Below are 20,044 nucleotides of genomic sequence, written 5' to 3'. Positions count from 1 at the left end.
CAAGGCGTAGCCGACGGCATAGGCGATCGGTTCGCATCATTCGATTCTTGCAATTGAACCCGTGAATTGCTCCGTGCTAAACTTGGCCCGCATGGGCGATTGGCTCAGTGGTAGAGCGCTTCCTTCACACGGAAGAGGCCACAGGTTCGATCCCTGTATCGCCCACCATGCGGTTCCTGCTTCGAATCCCACGCGGCGCTCGGCCAAATCCGTTCGATAATTACCTCGTTTCTAGACAGAATCAGGGATGTCGGCTACACTTCACACTGTATTTCAGGGATCGCTGGGCCACTGTCGATGGGATCGAACAAAGTGAGGTTACGTATGCGACCAACATCATGGGCAATGGGTGCGGTGCTGATGGCGGTGCTTGCAACAGGGTGCACGACGACGAATCAGGCAGGCACGGCAGCAGAAAAAGAGTACAACCCTCCGACAAGTATTTATAACGTGCTGGATAGTACGGCCTTGGTTTATTCAGATCCTACGGCAGGCAGTCCGATTAACGACAATCCGATTCGCTGGTTGGGTGTCTTATTCCACCCGCTCGGACACGCGCTGGATTATGCAGTGAATCGGCCGATCTATGCCTTGGCAAGCGCCTTCCCCTATCTGTTTGGCTACACTGCGGAAGACAACATGCAGGATAGTCAGCGCCGGTAAGACGGCGCTCGCAGCTCATCATGAAAGCCCGCTCCCTTATCCGGGGAGCGGGCTTTTTCTTGCCCGTTCGCAAAGCCGCCTGAATTCGTGTAAGTTTTATCGTCCGCTGACTCTGGATGCTTGACCGGAGACCGTATGTCATTGTCCTGCCGATTCGGCACGCTCGCAATAAGCAGTATCCTATTCAGCCTAATAGCCGGATGCAGCGGTCCGCCGCCTCCGATTCGACCCAACCTTCCTCCGTCCGAGAGCGATCTGGTCCTGCTCAAGACGACGGCAGCGCTGTGCGATCGCAAACCCGAGGTGCTGAAGAAAGTTCCGCCCAAAACGTTCACGGCGAGCCCCTGGGGAAGCGGCCAGGAATTACTGTATCCCGCGGCGCACAGTCCCTCGCATGCCGACGAATCCTATTTTTTCGATGAGGATGGAATGCTCGTGGGAGCGATCTTCATGTTTCCGAGCGGGTTGGATCTTGAACCCTATCCGGTCTTGAGGCAAACATTGCTCGTGTTGAAGCCGCAATTGGAATTTTATTTGAACGTCTCGCAGTTAGCGACGAAGGCCAACATGGACTCCAGCGCCATCTTCGATACCGGCGATGAGAAAACGACGGTTGAGTATCTGGTGACCGGAAGCCGGGAGCATATGACGCTCCTCGCGGCGTCTTTCACGATTGATCCCTATGTTCGGTTGTTTTCCCCCTACCGGCGGGAATTTCTCGATCGGCTCCGGCAGCCGGTCGGTGGCAAGTCGGGAATGAAGATTGAAAGCCAGGGGAGCGAAGACAAAGAACCCTTTGCATCGTTGCAACAGTTCGCCCGTGGACAGACGGCCCAATTGGCCTATTGCAAGGATAAGGATTACGACATCGCGGCCGATGCCTATCAGAAGTCGATCACGAGCGGCTTTGCCAACAAAGTGTGGATGGCAGAAGCGCATCATCGGTTGGGCGTCTCGCTGGATGCGAAAGGACAGTTTGCAAAGGCGAAGGCTGAAATGCTGCAGTCGCTGGCCATCCGGCCGAATGTTCCGGAAGTGATGAATAATCTGGGGACCGTCCACAATAAACTCGGAGAGAAGGCTGCGGCCATGAGTCTCTTTGAGAAGGCCGTGATCCTGCGGCCGAACTATGCCATGGCTCGGTACAATCTCGCAGAGGCCTACGAGCCGACGAACCCGAAACGGGCCCTCGCCGAATATGAAACCTTCCTGGCGCTTGTCGAAGGAATTCCCGAAGAAGAGGGGAGAATTGCCCGGGTCAAGGAGCGATTGAAGGTTCTAAAAAAACCGTGAAGGCGTGTGCGAAGGAGAGACGAGGGAGCTGGATTACCGGCGGGCCCGTTCCTTCTGTTCCTGAAGTGTTTTGCATTCGATACAGAACGTTGTGACGGGGCGGGCTTTGAGCCGCTTGTAGGGAATGTCTTCGCCGCATTGCTCGCAAATGCCGTAGGTCTGATTCTTCATCCGATCCAAGGCTTCATTGACCTTCTTGAGCAGCTTCTGCTCACGTTCCATGATTCGCATGGAAAAGCGCTGATCTTCTTCTGCCGACGCCTGATCGCTTACATCCGGTAATGCTTCAGGGGTCTTGTGCTGTGTCAGCACGTCCCCGACCTCTTCAAGCAGGTCGGCGCGCTGCCGTTCCAGAGCTCGCTGAATGTCAGGATACTTCGAACGAACTTTTGATGCGGCCGATTTCTTGGGAGCAGCCGGTTTCTTGGCTTTGGCGGATACGGTGCGGGCGGCGGTCTTCGTGCGCGAAGAAGTGGTACGCGACGCGGCTGCTTTTTTCAGGGGAGTACGTGCCTTCATGGATGTGGGCTCCGATCATCCCGAACGAGCGGGGACTATAGCAGTCGTCCAAAGAATGGGTCAACGGGAGAATGATGCCGAGGGATGCGGTGCTTACAAGTCTCGGCGGCCTTCAATCGATTTCAGCAGCGTGACTTCGTCGGCATACTCGATATCCATGCCGACTGGGATTCCGTAGGCGATACGGGACACACGGGTGACAAACGGCTTGAGCAATCGGGTGAGATAGATCGCGGTCGCTTCCCCTTCAATCGTCGGACTGGTGGCGAGAATGACCTCGTCCACGCCGCCGCATTTCACCCGTTCGACCAGTTCCTCTGCCCGAATATCTCCCGGGCCGATGCCGTCGAGCGGAGAGAGTGTGCCCAGCAGCACATGGTAGAGGCCGCGATAGCCGGCGGCTCGTTCAATCGCGTAGGTCGTACTGGGTTCTTCCACGACGAGGATTTTGGTCCGGTCCCGTTTGGGATCGAGGCAGAATTCGCACAAATCGCCTTCGGCAATATTGCGGCATTGCCGGCAAAAGGCTAGCCCATCCTTGACCGCGCGGATGGCATCGGCCAATCTGAGCGCGTCTTCACGTTCGGCCTTGAGCAAGTGAAAGGCCAGCCGCTGCGCGCTCTTCTGTCCGACGCCGGGAAGGCGAACCAGTTCTTTCACAAGCCGGGCGAGTAACCCACGTTGATCGATGGACATAGTTGAATCGGTGATATTCCGTTGAGACGATCTCGAATGTAATCCGGCGCGTTAAAACAGCCCCGGCATTTTCATCCCGCCCGTCAGGGCCTTCATATCCTGCTCCATCAAGTCCTTCGCCTTCCGGAGCGCGTCGTTAGACGCGGCCAGCACGAGGTCCTGGAGGATCTCCACGTCGCCGCTTTTCCCGACTTCTGGATCGATGACGACACTCATAATTTGCATGGCGCCATTGGCCGTCACGGTGACGCTGCCGCCGCCGGCCGTGCCGGTGGCGATCTTGGTCGCGGCCTGCTCCTGGATCTTGGCCATCTGATCCTGCATCGCTTTTGCTTGCTTCAAAATGTTCGACATATCGCCAAAGGGATTTTTCATTCGCCGGTCTCCTTCTGTGCCACGGTGCGTACTGCCGCGAGATCCGCACCGAAAATGTCCAGGGCCTGTTTTGCGACCGGAGTCGCTCGCGCTTGCTCAAACAATACCATGCGCTGTTCTTGCTCTTTAGCCGCCCGCACCTGAGCCATCGTGAGTCCCGGCGGATCCGATGCGGACAGTTCGATCACACGGATGCGAACGGGCTGTCCGATCTGTCGCTCGCAGAGCGTAGCCAACGCCTGGAGATTGTCTTCCTTTTCCATCCTGGAACGGGCGAGGGATGCCTGTTTGGCAAAGCCGATGGTAATCTGCCCTCCTTCCAAGGAGACAAATCGGCCGGCTTCCAAATACGCCGCAAAATTTGGAAACGAGGTTGCAACCTCTTCCTGGACCAGTTCCCAATTGAGCGGAGACAATTCCGATGCTTTGGCAGAAACGGATGAATCGACCGCTGTTGTTGGCGTCTCACTCGGTGCAGTCGGAGGAAGCGAAGCCTTATCCGGCTTGGAGTCCTGAGGCGTTGAGGCCTGCACCGATTGAGGTGGCGCAACCGGCTTCGATACAACCGGTGTTGCCGGGCGCGCGGTGACGGGTGAGGTGCCGGTTCGCGGGGGCTGTGGCGCTGTCCCAACCGGAGGCGCTGGGCGAGGCGTGGCGACAGTCGTGCCGGATGTCGGTTTCGCCGTTGGTGGGATGGCCGGCGATGCGGGGCTTGGCTTCTGCGCCACCGGCGATGTCGCCGTCGGGGATGGAGCTTCCGCGCGTTTCTCTTGTTGCCGGACGAGCCTGGTGGCACGCACCGCCGCCGCTTCCAACACGAAGCGTGGATGGGCGCTGTAGCGCAAGGAATCTTCTGCTTGTGAAAAGATCGTCAGAAGTTCTTGAAGTTGTTCCGGCGTCAGCTTCTTGGCTTCAACGGCCAATTGCTGAATATCTTCTTCCGTGGCTTCGATCAAGCCGCGTAACTCTGGGCCGGCAGGGACGACCGAGGCGACCAGGAGATTGCGGAGCAGTTCCACCACATCGGAACAAAACGCTTTCAGGTCATGGCCCTGATCCAACAGATTGGCGAGCACCGCCAATGCGGCCTGGCTGTTTTGCGCGAGGATGGCGGCGCTCATGCCCTGTACGAGTTCCTGCGGCACGGCGCCGAGCAGCACTTCCAGGTCGGCATGGGCAATCGTTTTTCCGCCGAACGCAACGGCCTGATCGAGCAGGCTCAGCCCGTCGCGCATACTGCCTTCGCTCGCCCGCGCGAGCGCCGTGAAGCTGCGGTCTTCAATGGTCATGCCGTCTTGTGAGGCGACGTGGCGGAGGCGGTCGATAATTTCCTGGCGCGCAATCCGCCGGAAATTGTAATGCTGGCAGCGCGACATAATCGTGGCCGGAATCTTGTGAATTTCGGTCGTCGCGAAGATGAACACGACATGAGACGGCGGCTCCTCCAGCGTCTTTAAGAGCGCGTTGAAAGCCGAGTTCGACAACATATGAACTTCGTCGATGATGTAGACGCGATAGTGCCCGCGAAAGGGCGAGAACTTCACATTCTCGCGGATCTCCCGCACATCGTCGACACTAGTATTGGACGCGCCGTCGATTTCCATCACATCGACGGAAGTGCCTTGGGTAATCTCGACGCAGTTGACGCAGGTGTTGCAGGGATGGCCGGTCGGACCCTGCTCGCAGTTCAGCGCTTTCGCCAGAATGCGGGCGACCGTCGTTTTGCCGACTCCACGGGTGCCGGAAAAGAGATAGGCGTGCGCGATGCGTTTGGTGTCGACTGCATTCATCAGCGTCTGAACGACGTGCGATTGGCCCACGACATCATCGAACGTACCGGGCCGGTATTTGCGGGCGGAGACTTGATAATCCATTACGAGCGGCTCATGTGCAAACGAAGCGGGGCCAGGTGATCCTGCGGCACACAAAACTGACCGCTTACCGTTGCTTCCTTCCGGACCTGGCGGGGTTCACAGGGTCTTGTTGCACAGGGCCCGGCCCCTATTCAGGCTGCTGAAAATGTTCTCCGGCGTCGTTCTCAGTCGCGCAGCCCCCTCAACGTACTAATCAGTACGCCTCGGGGCCTGAACTCCTTGCGGCCTTGCCGGAGACCATTTTGAGCAGCCTGGTACGATCGTGCTTCCGACCGAGCAAGTCAGCAAAGGGTCAGGTCGAGCAAGGTCGTAGTATGGCGGAGAGGGTGGGATTCGAACCCACGGTCCCATTGCTGAGACGCATGCTTTCCAAGCATGTCGATTCGACCACTCTCGCACCTCTCCGCGCCCATACGAGAGGCGGGATTGTAGCACTGCGGTCCGGTACGCGGCAAGGCGAGATCCGTCACGATTCGCTCACTTGGTTGATCTGTGTCAGCAGGCAGTTCAGAGGAAGCGATAGTCGGCTTCTTGCCGAAGACCCGCCGGAGTTTGACGCAAGCAATCCAAATCTGTAAGCCTACCTATCAATAGCCGGATGAAAGTGGCCGGTTTTTGCCCGAATGCGCTGTGCGTATCCGGTGCATTGAGGACGATGCAAACTCAAGAGCTGACCCCGGGGTTTTTCCCCGTAGGAAGTGCTGTCTGTCGGTGTCATCGTGAAATGACGGGCTGGTGCTCGTTGTCACGGCAGGTCAGGTGGTAGAGGGCGCCGGGATATTCCAATCGCAGTTGGCGGACCATGAAGCTGAAGCGTAGGAGGAGGGAAGTGCAAAATCAAGCAACGACCCCACTCTCTCACGTATTTCTGATGAATGCGGCAGTTGATGCCGACCGCCAACTCATTCGACAGTGGAAACAGATGAATGGGAGGAAGACCTGCCAATGAGCGCCACATTCTTATCCGCCTACGTGCTCGCCGCCGCGCTGATGAATGTCGAGGCGGAGTCGCTCCCGATGTATATTCCCCCACCCTGGTGGCTCCCAGAACCTTCTTACGCCTTCACGGGCGCCAGTTCTATCCCGAGGGAACTGGGCGAAAAACTAGTAATGGAACGCACGGGGGAAGATGCGCACCGGGCATTGAGCATTGTAGTCCTTGTGACCGCAGAGTACGCGAAGGTTCGCGCGGCCCTCCTGCAGACGGTCACTACGCAGTGGGGCATCCTCCAACAACATGATAATGTCACTGGCCCAATACCCCACAAGTCCCCTCGATTGGTAGGAGGAGCGCAGGAGTGGCCGCCCCTCGGTGAATCGTTAGTCATGATTACAGAAGACGGAAAGACCCCACAGTTGATTGAAGTGGAAGTGCTCACGAACCCCTATAACATTGTTGAATCGATTCATGGATCGTCTCAGACGTTAATGCGGGTGAGTGATGGAAAAGGCATTTGGGGGCACGACCTCACTCTCATTCAACTCATGCGTGTGGATCGGGCTCTCGAGTGGGCGTGGGCGCAGTTCGGTTCTCACCCGGTTTTCCCCCTCCCGTACAAGAAGGAGCGTGGGTCATTGGGCGGGGTCACAAGCACGGAGATACGGTTGCTTGAGTCACTCAAAACCTCAATTCCTGGAGTCGAACTTCGATACTTTGTTCCAGATTTGGATATTAACGTCAATTCTAGCAAGCGAGGAGCGTTGCGGTCAGGAATTAGTACTGCAGTCGAGCACTTTCACGAGAAATCCAAGGACAGGAAATAAAAGAAGAAAATGGGACAGGTTACTTTTCTGGCGGAGCTTGAGTGCGATGTGGTTTTAGCTTTGAGTGGCAAATGAGTCCAACTCGGTGACGAAAGACTGTCAATGAAGCAGATGGAGTTCTCAAAAGTGCTGGTTGTTGTGGCCTGTGTGCTGATGCTCTGCGCGTCGGCCCCGACGCTGGCGGTGGCTGACCAGGCGCAGTATATCTACGACGACTTGGGCCGGCTGTCGCAGGTGATCGACGGGCAGGGGAATGTCGCGACGTATACCTATGATGCCGTCGGCAATCTGCGGTCGATCACCGGCACCAATCTGACTGGCGCCACAGCTGTGGTTATTCAATGACGAGAAAAGAACCTTCTTCATTGGCGGAGAATTGGAGCAAATCCTTGTAATGTCGGTGCAAAAGAGTCTCGATTACCTGGGTCGAGGCATTTCCGCATCGCAGCCAAACGACTTTGGGTGGGGCGCCGAAGAGAAAGCTTCGCTGGTGGAAGTCGGCATCTTTCGTCACCACCGTGTATCCATGCTCCGCGGCATAGCGCCACACTGCCTCATCCGACGCTTCGCCTAGACCCACATCGCGCACATGTTGAGAGTCGGGATATTCGACTTGTAGGGCTTTGACGAGACGGAAGGAGAGATTCTGATCGAAGAGCAGCTTCACGATCGGGGGAGCGAGACGAGTTTGCGCTCACGGTCGGCGGCAAATTCAAGGCACGCTCGGATGTCATCGCGGGTGAGATCGGGAAAGTCTTGCAGGATGTCCGCTTCGCTCATGCCGGATGCAAGGTACTCTAACACGTCGTACACGGTGATCCGAAGGTTTCTGATGCAAGGCTTGCCCCCGCGCTTACCCGGATCAATGGTGATGCGGTTTTGGTAGGACATAAGTAGAAGCCTAGCTCAGGGGCAGGGAAAGATCAAGAAAGGGGGAAACAACGTGGGCTGACGTCGTGATCGCGTGTGCAATGTCCTCACCGCCACGTTCCAGATGTCCTTCGCCGCCCTCACTAGGGTCACGACTTCGTAGCGAGCAAGTCTTTCACCTCCGTATTTGACCCTCTAGGGGGTGTTTCCTATACTGCAGGTTGGAATTGGAGGTGCAGGATGAAAATCGTGATCGGTATCGGTGTGTTGATCGCGGTGCTGGTCGGGGTGGCACTGCTCCTCCCGTTCGTCGTCGATCTGAATAAATATCAAGAGCAGTATCGTCCGCTGATTGAAGAGGCGTTGAATCGCAAGGTGACGCTGCAAGATATTCGGTTGACGATCTGGCCCCGGCTGGGCGCACGGGTGGCGGGATTCACGGTCATCGAGGATCCAGCCTTCGGCACCGGTCCGTTTGCCTCTCTGTCCTCGGTCGATGTCGGAGTCAAGCTGATGCCCTTGTTGAGCGGCAAGGTCGAGGTCGAGGAGATCACGCTACGCGAGCCTGTGATCACGGTCATCAAGAACAAGAACGGGGTGCTGAATGCTGCGACGTTGGGGCGTAAGGGAGTGGCTGCGTCGGAGACGCCGTCGCGCGCACCGGTGCCGTCTCCGGATGGGCCGCTGAAAATTCTCGCGCTCCTGGCGGTGGATCGGGTGTCTCTCGCTGGTGGAAAGGTCACGTACCGTGATTTCTCTCAGGCAAAGCCTGTCGAATATGTGCTTCAAGGCATGGAGCTTCTGTTGCAATCGGTTCATCTGGGCAGCAGTCCGAATCTCCATCTGGCATTGACGGTTCAGCCGATGAATCTTCCGATTTCGCTCGATGGCACGTTTGGTCCACTGAAGGAGACGGCGGACCTGGATGCGATCGACCTCCATGTGGCTGTGGGGAATACGAACTTCGCGATTGCCGGAAAGACGGCTGGGCAGCACATGGCTCTGACCGTGACGGCGCCGGCCATCAATGCGGCTGACTTGCCAATGACGTTGCCGCTCAAGAAGCCGGTTGAGGTAAAAGACTTCAAAGTCTCGGCGGAGATGAAGGGGCAGGATATGCGACTGTCCGATCTCTCGTTTCAGCTCTTTGAGGGACAGGTCGTTGCACAGGGCGGGCTCACGTCAGGGGCTGCGGCGCCGCCATTCAACGGGAAGCTGACGATTGGTGGGCTACAACTGGGCCCTGCGATTGATGCCGTCGCTGAGACTCCGGTTTCGATCAGTGGAACAGCCGGGGCGGACCTGTCCGTGATGGGGAAAGGTTTTGCCATGCCGGACTTGACCAGGGCGCTGGAGGGCGCCGGCCATGTCGCGGTGAAAGACGGCAAGATCGACGGGGTGAATTTTCTTCAGGAGGCCGCGTCGATTTTGAAGGTCGCCGGTGTTTCAGTCGGAGAAGCCAAGGCCACGGCGTTCTCGACCATCGAGACAGATCTTGCGATCAAGCAGGGCGTCGTGATGCTGCAAAACCTGCTGATGGACAGTCACGACTTTCAGGCGACCGGCGGCGGAACGATCGGATTTGATCATGCGCTCAACATGACCGTGAATTTGCGCCTGTCGGAAGCCTTGAGTCAGCAGGTGGCGGGCTCTTCCCCGGTTGCGCGACTGGCGGTGAAGGAGGGCCGGCTGACGTTACCGCTGCTGATCGGCGGCACGCTCGACGCGCCCTCCTACGGGCTCGATATGAAGGGCTTGACGGGAAAAGTGCAGGAGCAGATCAAACAGAAAGCGGAAGAAGCCATCGGCGGATTGCTCAAGGGCACGACCAAGCCGAAAGATTTGGAGCAGGAGGGAAAACAACTGCTCAAGGGATTATTCAGTCGTTAGGGAGTACGGCATATGATTGCCATGGATACTATCACGCAATACGCGGTGAAGTATGGTCTGCAGGCCCTCGTGGCCATCGGCATTTTTGCCGCCGGTTTGCTGGGTGCGCGCTGGGCCGGAAACCTGATGCAACAGGCGCTGGAGCGGCAGACGCTGGAGCCGCCGGTGCGCATGCTGCTCGTCCGCATCGTCAAAATCATCGTACTCTTGTTTGCGGCGGTCATCGCGTTGGAGGCCCTCGGTGTGCCGATTGCGCCGCTGGTTGCGGGCATCGGCGTGGCCGGTGTCGGGATCGGCCTGGCGATGCAAGGCGTCTTGAGCAATGTGATGGCGGGGCTCTCGATCATCTTTACGAAGCCGTACAAGGTCGGGGAGCATATCTCGCTGTTGGGCGTTCATGGCGATGTCGTGATGGTCGACATCTTTTCAACGATCCTGATGCATTCCGATCATTCCCGCGTGGTGATTCCCAATCGCAAGATTGTCGGAGAGATCTTGCATAACTTCGGCACGATTCGGCAGCTGCATTTCACGGTGGACGTGTCTTATAAGACCGATCTGAATCAGGCGCTGGCGATTGTGCGGGAAATTGTTGAGAGTCACACGCATGTCCTTCACGATCCGCGGGCGGTAATTGGAGTCAGCCGGCTTGGGCAGCCCGCCATTACGATCGCCATCGAACCCTGGACCAAAGTGGTCCACTATGGATCGCTGCAGAGCGAACTCAGCCAGGCAATTGTCGAGCGGTTCCGCGCGGCGCAGATTGAATTTCCCTCCCTGACGCAGCCCGTGCACGGCCGGTGACATTCCTGGAACGGCTTCCTGAAGAGTTGACAGTTCCTCGCAAGCAATGGTAGCTTGGCGCGCTTATTTTAGTGCGGACGGCACGACAATTATCCGTGTGCCCATTGTGGACGTGATTGGACAAGGACCGTGATTAAGACAGCAGTTGCGCGACGTTATTCCAAAGCCCTCTTTGAGCTTCTCGATTCCTCCACTATCGAAGCGACGCGGGGTACTCTCAATGGCCTGTCCCAGGCCATGCAAGACTCCGTCTCCCTCCGTCACGTGGTGGCATCCCCGGTATTCGGCATGGAAGAAAAGATTGCCGTGCTGACCGATCTCGGCGGCCGATTCGGGTGTCCTCCGGTCGGCAAAGCGTTTATCGCCCAGCTCGTGAAGAAAAATCGTATCGGATTTCTTCCGGAGATCGCCGACGCCTTTGGGAAACTCGTCGATCAATCCAAGGGGACTCAGCAAGTCACCGTGTCGAGCGCCGCGGCACTCCCGCCGGCAGAACAAGACCGCATCAAAACACGCCTTCGCGAAACCCTGAAGCGAGACGTGGAGATCACCTTTCAGACCGACGCCAGTCACCTCGCGGGCCTGCAGATTTCTATCGGCAGCACGGTTGTGGATAGTACCGTCCGAGGTCGCTTGCGCGCCATGCAGAGCCTGTTGACGAAGGAGTAGCCATGCAGATCAAGGCAGATGAAATCAGTGCGATCATTAAAGAAAAGATCAAGGGCTTCGACAAGCAAGTCGATGTCAAGGAGACCGGCTCGGTCATCCAGGTCGGCGACGGTATTGCCAAGGTCTACGGCCTTGACGGAGCCATGGCCGGAGAAATGCTGGAGTTCCCCGGCGGACTCTACGGCATCGCGCTGAATCTTGAAGAAGACAATGTCGGCGCCGTGTTGATGGGCGAGGACGTCGGGATTAAAGAAGGCGATCCCGTCAAGCGCACGGGCCGTATCGCGGAAATCCCCGTCGGGGAAGCCCTGATCGGCCGCGTCGTGAATGCCATCGGCCAGCCGATTGACGGCAAGGGGCCGATCAAGTCGGAGCATTCCTCCCGCATCGAAGTCGTCGCGCCAGGCGTGAATACCCGTCAATCTGTCCGCGAGCCTCTGCAGACCGGCATCAAGGCGATCGACGCTATGATCCCGATCGGACGTGGTCAGCGCGAGTTGATCATCGGCGACCGGCAAACGGGGAAAACCGCGATCGCGGTCGATACGATCATCAATCAAAAGGGCTTGGGCGTGTTCTGTATTTACGTCGCGGTCGGTCAGAAGCGTTCGACCGTCGCCCGCGTCGTGAAGACGCTCGAAGAAAATCACGCGATGGAGTACAGCATCGTGGTCGCGGCGACCGCCAGCGATCCGGCCCCGATGCAGTTTCTCGCACCGTTCGCCGGTGCGGCGATCGGAGAGTATTTCCGCGATAACGGCAAGCACGCGCTGATCGTCTACGACGATCTTTCGAAACACGCGGTCGCCTATCGGCAGTTGTCTTTGTTGCTCCGCAGACCGCCGGGGCGCGAAGCCTATCCCGGCGACGTGTTCTATCTGCACTCGCGCTTGCTGGAGCGCGCGGCCAAGCTGAGTGAAAAGCTCGGCGGCGGCAGTTTGACGGCGCTTCCGATCATTGAAACGCAAGCCGGCGACGTGTCGGCCTACATTCCGACCAACGTGATTTCGATCACCGACGGGCAGATCTATCTCGGCAGCGACTTGTTCTATTCCGGTATTCGTCCGGCCATCAACGTCGGTCTGTCGGTCTCCCGCGTCGGCGGATCCGCGCAGATCAAGACGATGAAGCAGGTTGCCGGTACCTTGCGGCTCGATCTCGCGCAGTATCGCGAAATGGCGGCCTTCTCGCAGTTCGGCAGCGAACTTGACAAGGCAACCCAGATGCAGCTCGCGCGCGGCGTACGCATGGTGGAGTTGTTGAAACAAGGCCAGTACAAGCCCATGCCGGTGGCCGATCAGGTGCTCTCGATCTATGCCGGGGTCAACGGCTATCTCGACGATGTGCCGGTCGACAAGGTGTTGCAGTTTGAAGCGGACTATCTCTACTACGTGCAGCAGCAGCATCCCGACTTGAAAAAAGAGATTGCCAGCATCGGCAAGATCGACGACAAGGTGGGAGCCCGGCTGAAAGAAATCATCACGGCCTTCAAACAGAAGATGGGATACGGCGCGAAGTAACCTTCGCTGACGCGTCTAAGGCGCGTTGTCGATAGCCAAGAAAAGTAGACGATGCCGAGCTTACAAAGTCTGCGCCGCAAGATTGCGGCCTTCAAAAATACGCAGAAGATTACCAAGGCCATGAAAATGGTGGCCGCGGCGAAGCTCAAGCGATCGCAGGATCGGATCCTTGCGGCGCGTCCCTATGCACTCAAAATGCGGGGCGTGTTGAGCAACTTGAGTCAGCGTGTGAACCGTTCGGCCCATCCGCTGTTGCAAAAGCGCGAGGGAAAGAAGATTGAAGTCCTGGTGGTCACGAGTGATCGCGGACTCTGCGGCGGCTTCAACGGCAACATCGCGCGTAAAAGCGTCGAATTCATCCGGCAGTGCGAAGCGCGCGGGCTTCAGGTCAATCTCAGCATCGTTGGCCGCAAAGGGCGCGACTACTTCCGCCGACGGGCCTGGCCGATCCGGCAGGAGTGGACCGGAGTCTTCGACAAGCTCAGCTTCGAGCATGCCATCGATATCGGCGGCGATCTGACCGACAATTTTGTGAAGGGCACATTCGACGAGCTCTATGTCGTCTATAACGAGTTTAAATCGGCCATTCAGCAGCGAGTGATCGTCGAAAAACTGTTCCCGATCGACGTCGCGACGGAGTTTGGCGCGGCTCAGGCCGAAGGGCCGTCCGGCGGGAGCTATCAGTATGAGCCGGATGAATCGGATCTGCTGAACGTTCTGGTGCCGAAGCATTTTCAAGTGCAGGCCTACCGCATTCTGTTGGAGTCGGCCGCGGCGGAGCATGGTGCGCGCATGGCTGCGATGGATGGCGCGACCAGGAATGCCGGCCAGCTCATCAAGAAAGTCACGCTCTACTACAACAAGACCCGGCAGGCCGCGATTACGAAAGAACTCATGGATATCGTCGGCGGCGCAGAAGCGTTGCAATAGTCAGTTACGTTGAAGAAGGAGTCAGCCGTGAGCACAGGAAAAGTCGTACAAGTCATCGGGCCAGTGGTGGACGTGGAATTTCCTCCCGGCCAACTGCCGAACATCTACAACGCGCTCAAGGTGGTCCAGGAAGAAAATAAGGCCGCCGGCAAGCCGGCCGTCCGGATCACGCTGGAAGTCGCCACGCACCTCGGTGAAAACCGGGTCCGCGGCATCGCCATGTCGACCACCGATGGTCTGACGCGCGGGATGGATGTCCATGATACCGGCGCGCCGATCTCTGTGCCGGTTGGCCGTGAGACGCTCGGACGCCTCATCAATGTGCTGGGTGAGCCGGTCGATGAAAAGGGTCCGATCAACGCCAAGAAGACCTATCCAATCCACCGCCCCGCTCCGAAGCTCGAAGATCAGGATACCAAGACGGAAGTGCTCGAGACCGGGATCAAGGTCGTGGACCTGCTCGAACCGTATAGCAAAGGCGGAAAAGTCGGACTCTTCGGCGGCGCCGGTGTCGGCAAGACCGTCATCATCATGGAGCTGATCAACAACATCGCGTTGCACCACGGCGGTTTCTCCGTGTTTGCCGGCGTCGGTGAACGGACCCGTGAAGGTAACGACCTCTGGCACGAAATGCAGGAGTCGAAAGTCATCGATCCTGACGATTACACCAAGTCAAAAGCCGCACTGGTGTATGGCCAGATGAATGAGCCGCCCGGAGCCCGTCTTCGCGTGGCGCTGACCGGTTTGGCCGTCGCGGAATTCTTCCGTGACGAAGAAAATCAGGACGTGCTTCTGTTCGTCGACAACATTTTCCGGTTCACCCAAGCCGGTTCAGAGGTGTCAGCGTTGCTCGGCCGTATGCCGTCAGCCGTCGGCTATCAGCCCACGCTCTCGACCGAGATGGGGCAGCTACAAGAGCGTATTACCTCGACCAAGCGTGGCTCGATCACGTCGGTGCAAGCCATCTATGTGCCGGCCGACGACTTGACCGACCCGGCTCCGGCGACGGCGTTTGCCCACTTGGACGCCACCACCGTGTTGTCCCGGCAGTTGGCGGAGTTGGGTATTTATCCGGCCGTCGATCCGCTGGATTCCACTTCGCGTATTCTCGATCCGCAAGTCATCGGTGAAGAGCACTACAAGGTCGCCCGCGGCGTCCAGTCCGTGCTCCAAAAGTATAAGGATCTGCAAGACATCATCGCGATTCTTGGAATGGACGAATTGTCCGAAGACGACAAGATGGCGGTGGCCCGTGCGCGGAAGATCCAGCGCTTCCTGTCGCAGCCGTTCCACGTCGCCGAAGCGTTTACCGGTTCGCCGGGTAAGTATGTGAAGCTGAAGGATACGGTCCGCAGCTTCAAGGAAATCCTCGAAGGCAAGTACGATCACCTTCCGGAACAGGCGTTCTACATGGTGGGTCCGATCGAGGAAGCCGTGGCGAAGGCCGAAAAGATGGGTGTGAAGGTATAAGCACGCTCGGCAGGGCGATCTTCTGCTCGCTGACCGCGCACGATGAAACGGTGCTCGGTCAATGCGCGCAATCGAGATCGGCCCAGCCGACTGTGCTTGGGGTAGTGGGAAGAGGAAGAAAAGAATGGCTGGAAAGATTTTATTAGAGGTGGTGACTCCGGAGAAGCAGCTGCTGAGCCAGCAGGTGGATGAAGTCATCGCGCCTGGCTCGGAAGGCGAATTCGGGGTGTTGCCAGGCCATTGCTACTTTCTATCGACTCTGCGTATCGGCGAGCTGCGCTATCGCGTGGGTGATCAGACGAATCATATGGCGATCCTCTGGGGCTATGCCGAGGTCACGCCTACTAAAGTCACGGTCATGGCAGAGATCGCGGAGAAGGCCGAGGATATTGATGTCGGCCGCGCTCAAGCTGCGGTTGAAAAGGCTGAACAGCGCCTGAAGGCCGGCGGCCTCCCATCGGAAGTCAAAGAAGCCGAAATCAGCCTTGAAAAGGCCCGTCTCCGCAAGAAGATCGCTGAGCGCGCTCATAAAGTCGGTCGCGCCTAGATTCATTTTCTCGCCTTTCAATTCTCTCCTCTTATTCCTCCCCTGGCTCCTGCAAGACGGTTGGGGCTGTATGTTCCCATTGCAATTGATCGAGGCTCTTTAGTAGCTTGTGCCGCTATGATTACGGAATTTGTGGTCACGGCTGGAGAGCAGCCCAAACGTCTGGATATCTTTCTGGCCAATCACCAACGAGATATCTCCCGATCTGCCTTGCAGCGCCTGATTGAACTTGGTCGCATTCGCATCAACGAGCAGGTCGTGAAGGCCAGCCAAAAGATCAAGCCTGGCGATACTATCAGCATGGATGTGCCGAAGCCCGAGCCGCTTGCGCTTAAGGGCGAAGCCATTCCACTGGAAGTTCTTTTCGAAGACGATAGTCTCCTTGTCTTGAACAAACCGTCAGGCATTGTGGTTCATCCTGCTCCGGGGAATTGGACTGGGACATTGGTGAATGCGCTGCTCCATCACTTTCAGACATCCGGAGGGACCGTCTCGGCAATCGGAGGGAAGGAACGACCTGGACTTGTCCATCGCCTGGATAAGGAAACGTCCGGCGTGATGGTGATTGCCAAGACGGATCAAGCGCACCGACATCTGGCCGCACAGTTTAAAGAGCATACGATCACGAGAGTGTACGAAGCCTTGATCTGGGGAGTTCCGAAGAAGGGCCATGGGTTGATCGAGCTGGCAATTGGGCGCGATACCAAGGAGCGCAAGAAAATCTCGACGCGCACGACTAGCCCACGGGAATCCGTGACGGAGTATAAGGTGGATCAGCGATACGGCAAAGTCGCCGCGCATGTCCTCCTCTACCCTCGGACAGGGCGCACCCATCAGCTTCGAGTCCATCTCACCTCTCTCGGCCATCCGATTCTCGGAGACCCGACGTATGGAGGGCGAAAGGTCTGTGCTCTTGATGAGGTAGAGATTCCGCGCGTGATGCTTCATGCGAGGACTCTCGGTTTTACGCATCCCAGGACCGGGACGAGACAAGATTTCTCTCGCCCCTTTCCATCCGATATGGAAGCAGTCACCCAGGGGCTCGAACGCTTCAAGCCCGCTAAGCCGGCGCTAGAGCTATGAGAGCCCCTGCGCTATCCAATAAGCGCTATCTCTGAGAGGGTACGCGTATGCAGACAGCAGATATTCTTGATGCGATCGGCGGCCTCTCGGCTCAATTGAAAGCCTATGCCGCTAAGTTGCCACCCATTGTCCACTTATCGGCAGTGCCAACTGGTGTAAAGCCTAAGTTGGAAGCTGTGGATGATTATGAAGACAATGTCTCACGAGTGCGCGGCCAGAGTGCCGGTACGCCCTACAAAGGGTTGAACGAATCATTCGTGGCTTCGTTGGAAGCCTTTGAGGTGGGGAACTTACTCGGAGCGGTGCAGCCCTTGTTGGCTGTGCTCGACCATGTAGAGCGCATGCAACGAGATAAGGAAATCGAAGTGGGGCGGATCGACGAAAAGCGGGTTGCCGAATACCGCGCGGTGCTCCACAAGATTCTTCCAGGGAATAAACCTGAACTGGATGGTTCCGGTCGGGGCATGTGACGGTCTATGGCTGAGCGATGATTGCCTGAGGCAGGCCGCTTTCTAGTCAGTGGCCCATTTTGGGGCCGGCGGCGTTGGCCCCTTCACTCACGAGTCTAAACCGAACGGTTGAATCACAGTGGGGGCATTTGGCTCGGATGGTTTCAACATCGATGAGCTCAAACTCGTTCTGCTTCAGCCACATTAACTGGAAGCACTTGGGACAGCTACGGACTTGCGTTGACATCGGTTTCCTCGTACACTTCCAACTTCACAGTACAGTCTCTCAACGGGAGATACTCTAGTATACAATGCCCCCCACGCTCAAGACCACGGTTACATTTTCAGAGAAGAAGTCGCTCCAACCCGAACAATTAATGACATTGTTTCAGCAGGCACCCTGGGCGAAGGGACGGACCCTGAATGACGCCCGTGACATGCTTCGTCATACGGATGTGGCGCTGTGCGCTTGGGACGGCGATCAGCTCGTCGGCTTTGGCCGGGTCCTCACGGATTTCGTCTATCGCGCGACTATTTGGGATGTGATCGTCGACGAAGCCTATCAGAAGCAAGGCATTGGAACTGAAATCGTGCAGCGTATTCTCCATCATCCCCGCTTGAAGAAAGTCGAGCTCTTCTGGCTCTGCACCAGGCGACCGGGGTTCTATGAAAAGCTGGGGTTCAGTTCCAAGGAACAGACCGGCATGGTGTGGAATCGCAGCCAGCAGGCGAAGTCCGAGTAATGGTAGGCCGTGCGACCGCTGCACTGATAAAACGAACGCGTCTTTGGTCGGCTCACTCTAGGCGCATCAATGGGCTTGGATGGCGGGACGATTCAGAGGCGCAGTGGCCGTCGAACCACCACTGCGCCTCCATCTCATAAAGTATTCTGCTTAGAAGAACAGCTTCACACCGAACAAGAAGCCAAATGACGAGGCGTTCCAGTCGTCGTTTCGCACTCCGTTCACCGTGGCGTGCCCGTCGTTCCGCTTGTAGGCCATTTCTGTGTTCAGCGCGAACTGCTTCGTGATCATATAATCCGCTCCCCAACCCAGGCGCCAAGCAAACGTATTACTAGGGCTGATTTGAAATCGAGAGTTTTCCCCGAAGCTATTCACGTTGACGCCCATGCTCATGTTGAGATATGGGCTGATGGGGCCGAAGTTTGTTGGACGGAGTTCTACCGTCGGCAGCACGGACACCGTGTCCTGATGTCCAAGATCTAAATACGGACGCTCCCGGTCCACTGCGTGACGTTCCCATTCCAACATCATGCCGACGAGCAACCATCTATTGAGGCTATACATCGCCTGAAAGTTGACCAGCGATCCGACATCGGTTGAGGTATTCCCGGACAGTTGCTGCGTGAGCGGCGCAAATCCAGCCCGCATTCCGAGTACCCATTTTCCTGGTTCAATCCCGCCGAACGTATCTTTCCCGTCTTGTGCGAAGGCCGCATTGCTAAAAAGAATAGACAGGCTGAGGGCTGCGAACAGCAGACCGGCCATGATTGAGCGATGAAGCTTCATAGGCATGCAAATTCTCCTTGGTACATTTATGAGACAGAAGACAATGAGTTGGATGAATAGATGGCAAATCCTATGCCGAGGGCAGATGGAAAGTGAAACATGGACAATGGAGTCAATGTATCTCATTAGCCTCGCGCTATCAAAGTCCTTTCAGATTTTTTCGAAACGGAACTTTCGCGCAACTTCTCATGAGTGATTCCATTACGACACAGGTTGTACGCAACGGCCTACACTATGAATGCAGAGAGATCGATTGTGTAAGCTACGCTGCTGGAACTACGCGCCGCTCCCGTTTTGGAGAGAACAGGATGGCGAGAAAGAAGATGGAGGTGGCCAGCAAGACAATGGCGGGGCCTGATGGAATATCCCAGATCGCTGAGATGAGGACGCCGGATACCGAGGTCGAGATGCCGATGAGAATGGAGTAGATCGTCAGCGTGCGGAGGCTATGCGTGAGCTGATAGGCCGTGGATGCGGGGATCAGAATCATAGCAAAGACCAGGATGGCCCCGACCGTTTTCAAGGAAATCACGACGGTGAGTGCGACTAATGTGAGTAGGAGAAAAAAGATCTTACGGGCCGGTACGCCCGAGGCTTCAGCCATTTCCTGATCAAACGCGATGAAGTAAAGCTCTTTTGAGAAAAGCAGGATCAGGCCGAGTACCAGTATGCTGAGCCCGGCAATCGTCCGCAGTTCTTCACTTGTGACGGACAACACACTGCCAAACAGATAGCCATACACCTCAGCATTGTAGGTTTTCATGAGGCCAATGAAGAGGATGGCCAGCGCCATGGTGGTTGTGTAGAGAATTCCGATCGACACATCCAGCTTCATTCGGCCTTTCTCTTCCACCCATCCGGTGATCCATACTGTTGCCAGGCCAAAAATAATCGCCAGGAGCAGCGGCGGCCAGCCCATTAAATAGCCGAGTGCTACTCCGGCAAACGCGGCGTGGGCTGTTCCAGCACCGACGAAGGCGAGCCCCCGCAACACCACAAATACGCCGATGACAGAACAGAGCCCCCCCACCATCGCCGCCGCGAGAAGTGAGCGTTGCATGAAATCATAGGTGAAGAGGTCAATCATAGGTTGCAGGCA

22 protein-coding genes, 2 tRNA genes and 1 other RNA gene are annotated in these 20,044 nt (G+C 57.0%); 15 read left to right on the top strand and 10 right to left on the bottom strand.

The features are described from left to right. Positions 1-93 precede the first annotated feature (93 nt). From NITLEN_RS05135 to NITLEN_RS05125, 3 genes are all read left to right on the top strand, one after another. Positions 94-168, top strand: a tRNA-Val gene (locus tag NITLEN_RS05135). A 156-nt stretch (positions 169-324) separates the two neighbouring features. Beyond that, positions 325-663 (top strand): hypothetical protein, encoded by a 339-nt coding sequence (locus NITLEN_RS05130; protein WP_146216103.1) that lies wholly within the window; start codon positions 325-327, stop codon positions 661-663. A 135-nt stretch (positions 664-798) separates the two neighbouring features. Beyond that, complete coding sequence (locus NITLEN_RS05125) at positions 799-1,956, top strand: tetratricopeptide repeat protein (RefSeq protein ID WP_121988476.1); 1,158 nt, start codon at positions 799-801, stop codon at positions 1,954-1,956. Between the two features lie 33 nt (positions 1,957-1,989). Here the strand turns inward: NITLEN_RS05125 and NITLEN_RS05120 are convergent, their stop codons facing one another. From NITLEN_RS05120 to NITLEN_RS05095, 6 genes are all read right to left on the bottom strand, one after another. After that, positions 1,990-2,475 carry a TraR/DksA family transcriptional regulator gene (locus tag NITLEN_RS05120; RefSeq protein ID WP_121988475.1) on the bottom strand — a complete coding sequence of 162 codons (486 nt, stop codon included), beginning with the start codon at positions 2,473-2,475 and terminating at the stop codon, positions 1,990-1,992. Positions 2,476-2,568: 93 nt separating this feature from the next. Beyond that, complete coding sequence (gene recR / locus NITLEN_RS05115) at positions 2,569-3,171, bottom strand: recombination mediator RecR (RefSeq protein WP_121988474.1); 603 nt, start codon at positions 3,169-3,171, stop codon at positions 2,569-2,571. 51 nt (positions 3,172-3,222) lie between these two features. Continuing rightward, positions 3,223-3,546 (bottom strand): YbaB/EbfC family nucleoid-associated protein, encoded by a 324-nt coding sequence (locus NITLEN_RS05110; protein ID WP_121988473.1) that lies wholly within the window; start codon positions 3,544-3,546, stop codon positions 3,223-3,225. Further along, entirely contained in the window at positions 3,543-5,420 is a 1,878-nt protein-coding gene (gene dnaX / locus NITLEN_RS05105; RefSeq protein ID WP_121988472.1) for a DNA polymerase III subunit gamma/tau, read from the bottom strand. Before dnaX ends, NITLEN_RS05110 begins: the two co-directional genes overlap by 4 nt. A gap of 26 nt (positions 5,421-5,446) precedes the next feature. After that, positions 5,447-5,546, bottom strand: an RNA gene (gene ffs, locus NITLEN_RS05100) — signal recognition particle sRNA small type. A 189-nt stretch (positions 5,547-5,735) separates the two neighbouring features. Next, positions 5,736-5,825, bottom strand: a tRNA-Ser gene (locus NITLEN_RS05095). Between the two features lie 540 nt (positions 5,826-6,365). On the opposite strand from NITLEN_RS05095, the gene NITLEN_RS05090 reads away from it, so the two are divergent. Together NITLEN_RS05090 and NITLEN_RS05085 are read left to right on the top strand one after the other, a co-directional pair. Beyond that, positions 6,366-7,184, top strand: a complete 819-nt coding sequence (locus NITLEN_RS05090; RefSeq protein ID WP_121988471.1) for a hypothetical protein — start codon at positions 6,366-6,368, stop codon at positions 7,182-7,184. A gap of 111 nt (positions 7,185-7,295) precedes the next feature. Continuing rightward, positions 7,296-7,529, top strand: coding sequence for an RHS repeat domain-containing protein (locus tag NITLEN_RS05085; protein WP_219999384.1), 234 nt, complete (start codon positions 7,296-7,298; stop codon positions 7,527-7,529). Here NITLEN_RS05085 and NITLEN_RS05080 read toward each other — a convergent pair. Next, positions 7,519-7,851: a DUF5615 family PIN-like protein gene (locus NITLEN_RS05080; protein ID WP_121988469.1), complete on the bottom strand. Its 333-nt coding sequence runs from the start codon at positions 7,849-7,851 to the stop codon at positions 7,519-7,521. The genes NITLEN_RS05085 and NITLEN_RS05080 overlap by 11 nt on opposite strands. After that, entirely contained in the window at positions 7,848-8,075 is a 228-nt protein-coding gene (locus NITLEN_RS05075) for a DUF433 domain-containing protein (protein ID WP_121988468.1), read from the bottom strand. Before NITLEN_RS05075 ends, NITLEN_RS05080 begins: the two co-directional genes overlap by 4 nt. A 219-nt stretch (positions 8,076-8,294) precedes the next feature. Between NITLEN_RS05075 and NITLEN_RS05070 the strand changes: the two genes are divergently transcribed. From NITLEN_RS05070 to NITLEN_RS05020, 10 genes are all read left to right on the top strand, one after another. Next, positions 8,295-9,944: an AsmA family protein gene (locus tag NITLEN_RS05070; protein WP_121988467.1), complete on the top strand. Its 1,650-nt coding sequence runs from the start codon at positions 8,295-8,297 to the stop codon at positions 9,942-9,944. A 12-nt stretch (positions 9,945-9,956) separates the two neighbouring features. Next, entirely contained in the window at positions 9,957-10,748 is a 792-nt protein-coding gene (locus NITLEN_RS05065) for a mechanosensitive ion channel family protein (RefSeq protein ID WP_121988466.1), read from the top strand. A gap of 129 nt (positions 10,749-10,877) precedes the next feature. Next, entirely contained in the window at positions 10,878-11,417 is a 540-nt protein-coding gene (atpH, locus tag NITLEN_RS05060; RefSeq protein ID WP_121988465.1) for an ATP synthase F1 subunit delta, read from the top strand. Positions 11,418-11,419: 2 nt separating this feature from the next. Continuing rightward, complete coding sequence (gene atpA / locus NITLEN_RS05055; RefSeq protein WP_121988464.1) at positions 11,420-12,937, top strand: F0F1 ATP synthase subunit alpha; 1,518 nt, start codon at positions 11,420-11,422, stop codon at positions 12,935-12,937. 51 nt (positions 12,938-12,988) lie between these two features. Beyond that, entirely contained in the window at positions 12,989-13,867 is an 879-nt protein-coding gene (gene atpG / locus NITLEN_RS05050) for an ATP synthase F1 subunit gamma (RefSeq protein WP_121988463.1), read from the top strand. A gap of 27 nt (positions 13,868-13,894) precedes the next feature. Then, entirely contained in the window at positions 13,895-15,337 is a 1,443-nt protein-coding gene (gene atpD / locus NITLEN_RS05045) for a F0F1 ATP synthase subunit beta (RefSeq protein ID WP_219999383.1), read from the top strand. A gap of 124 nt (positions 15,338-15,461) precedes the next feature. Beyond that, complete coding sequence (locus NITLEN_RS05040) at positions 15,462-15,884, top strand: F0F1 ATP synthase subunit epsilon (RefSeq protein ID WP_121988461.1); 423 nt, start codon at positions 15,462-15,464, stop codon at positions 15,882-15,884. 117 nt (positions 15,885-16,001) lie between these two features. Beyond that, a complete protein-coding gene (locus NITLEN_RS05035; protein ID WP_121988460.1) occupies positions 16,002-16,967 on the top strand; it encodes an RluA family pseudouridine synthase in 966 nt (321 codons plus the stop codon). A 47-nt stretch (positions 16,968-17,014) separates the two neighbouring features. Next, the gene (locus NITLEN_RS05030) at positions 17,015-17,437 is read left to right on the top strand and encodes a hypothetical protein (RefSeq protein ID WP_121988459.1); all 423 of its coding nucleotides are present in this window, start codon (positions 17,015-17,017) and stop codon (positions 17,435-17,437) included. A 290-nt stretch (positions 17,438-17,727) separates the two neighbouring features. After that, positions 17,728-18,159: a GNAT family N-acetyltransferase gene (locus NITLEN_RS05020; RefSeq protein WP_121988457.1), complete on the top strand. Its 432-nt coding sequence runs from the start codon at positions 17,728-17,730 to the stop codon at positions 18,157-18,159. Positions 18,160-18,309: 150 nt separating this feature from the next. Here the strand turns inward: NITLEN_RS05020 and NITLEN_RS05015 are convergent, their stop codons facing one another. Further along, complete coding sequence (locus NITLEN_RS05015; RefSeq protein ID WP_181416637.1) at positions 18,310-18,951, bottom strand: outer membrane beta-barrel protein; 642 nt, start codon at positions 18,949-18,951, stop codon at positions 18,310-18,312. Positions 18,952-19,207: 256 nt separating this feature from the next. Continuing rightward, complete coding sequence (locus tag NITLEN_RS05010; RefSeq protein ID WP_245924380.1) at positions 19,208-20,005, bottom strand: metal ABC transporter permease; 798 nt, start codon at positions 20,003-20,005, stop codon at positions 19,208-19,210. Between the last annotated feature and the right edge of the window lie 39 nt (positions 20,006-20,044).

The organism is Nitrospira lenta, from assembly GCF_900403705.1.
Taxonomy (GTDB): Bacteria; Nitrospirota; Nitrospiria; order Nitrospirales; family Nitrospiraceae; genus Nitrospira_D; species Nitrospira_D lenta.
This window is presented reverse-complemented; position numbering and strand designations above follow the sequence as displayed.

Excerpts from the sequence above, each read along its gene's own strand:
- NITLEN_RS05130 (WP_146216103.1), top strand. The coding sequence starts at position 325 with ATGCGACCAACATCATGGGCAATGGGTGCGGTGCTGATGGCGGTGCTT.
- NITLEN_RS05125 (WP_121988476.1), top strand. The coding sequence starts at position 799 with ATGTCATTGTCCTGCCGATTCGGCACGCTCGCAATAAGCAGTATCCTA.
- NITLEN_RS05120 (WP_121988475.1), bottom strand. The coding sequence starts at position 2,475 with ATGAAGGCACGTACTCCCCTGAAAAAAGCAGCCGCGTCGCGTACCACT.
- recR (WP_121988474.1), bottom strand. The coding sequence starts at position 3,171 with ATGTCCATCGATCAACGTGGGTTACTCGCCCGGCTTGTGAAAGAACTG.
- NITLEN_RS05110 (WP_121988473.1), bottom strand. The coding sequence starts at position 3,546 with ATGAAAAATCCCTTTGGCGATATGTCGAACATTTTGAAGCAAGCAAAA.
- dnaX (WP_121988472.1), bottom strand. The coding sequence starts at position 5,420 with ATGGATTATCAAGTCTCCGCCCGCAAATACCGGCCCGGTACGTTCGAT.
- NITLEN_RS05090 (WP_121988471.1), top strand. The coding sequence starts at position 6,366 with ATGAGCGCCACATTCTTATCCGCCTACGTGCTCGCCGCCGCGCTGATG.
- NITLEN_RS05085 (WP_219999384.1), top strand. The coding sequence starts at position 7,296 with ATGGAGTTCTCAAAAGTGCTGGTTGTTGTGGCCTGTGTGCTGATGCTC.
- NITLEN_RS05075 (WP_121988468.1), bottom strand. The coding sequence starts at position 8,075 with ATGTCCTACCAAAACCGCATCACCATTGATCCGGGTAAGCGCGGGGGC.
- NITLEN_RS05070 (WP_121988467.1), top strand. The coding sequence starts at position 8,295 with ATGAAAATCGTGATCGGTATCGGTGTGTTGATCGCGGTGCTGGTCGGG.
- NITLEN_RS05065 (WP_121988466.1), top strand. The coding sequence starts at position 9,957 with ATGATTGCCATGGATACTATCACGCAATACGCGGTGAAGTATGGTCTG.
- atpA (WP_121988464.1), top strand. The coding sequence starts at position 11,420 with ATGCAGATCAAGGCAGATGAAATCAGTGCGATCATTAAAGAAAAGATC.
- atpG (WP_121988463.1), top strand. The coding sequence starts at position 12,989 with ATGCCGAGCTTACAAAGTCTGCGCCGCAAGATTGCGGCCTTCAAAAAT.
- NITLEN_RS05040 (WP_121988461.1), top strand. The coding sequence starts at position 15,462 with ATGGCTGGAAAGATTTTATTAGAGGTGGTGACTCCGGAGAAGCAGCTG.
- NITLEN_RS05035 (WP_121988460.1), top strand. The coding sequence starts at position 16,002 with ATGATTACGGAATTTGTGGTCACGGCTGGAGAGCAGCCCAAACGTCTG.
- NITLEN_RS05030 (WP_121988459.1), top strand. The coding sequence starts at position 17,015 with ATGCAGACAGCAGATATTCTTGATGCGATCGGCGGCCTCTCGGCTCAA.
- NITLEN_RS05020 (WP_121988457.1), top strand. The coding sequence starts at position 17,728 with ATGCCCCCCACGCTCAAGACCACGGTTACATTTTCAGAGAAGAAGTCG.
- NITLEN_RS05015 (WP_181416637.1), bottom strand. The coding sequence starts at position 18,951 with ATGCCTATGAAGCTTCATCGCTCAATCATGGCCGGTCTGCTGTTCGCA.
- NITLEN_RS05010 (WP_245924380.1), bottom strand. The coding sequence starts at position 20,005 with ATGCAACGCTCACTTCTCGCGGCGGCGATGGTGGGGGGGCTCTGTTCT.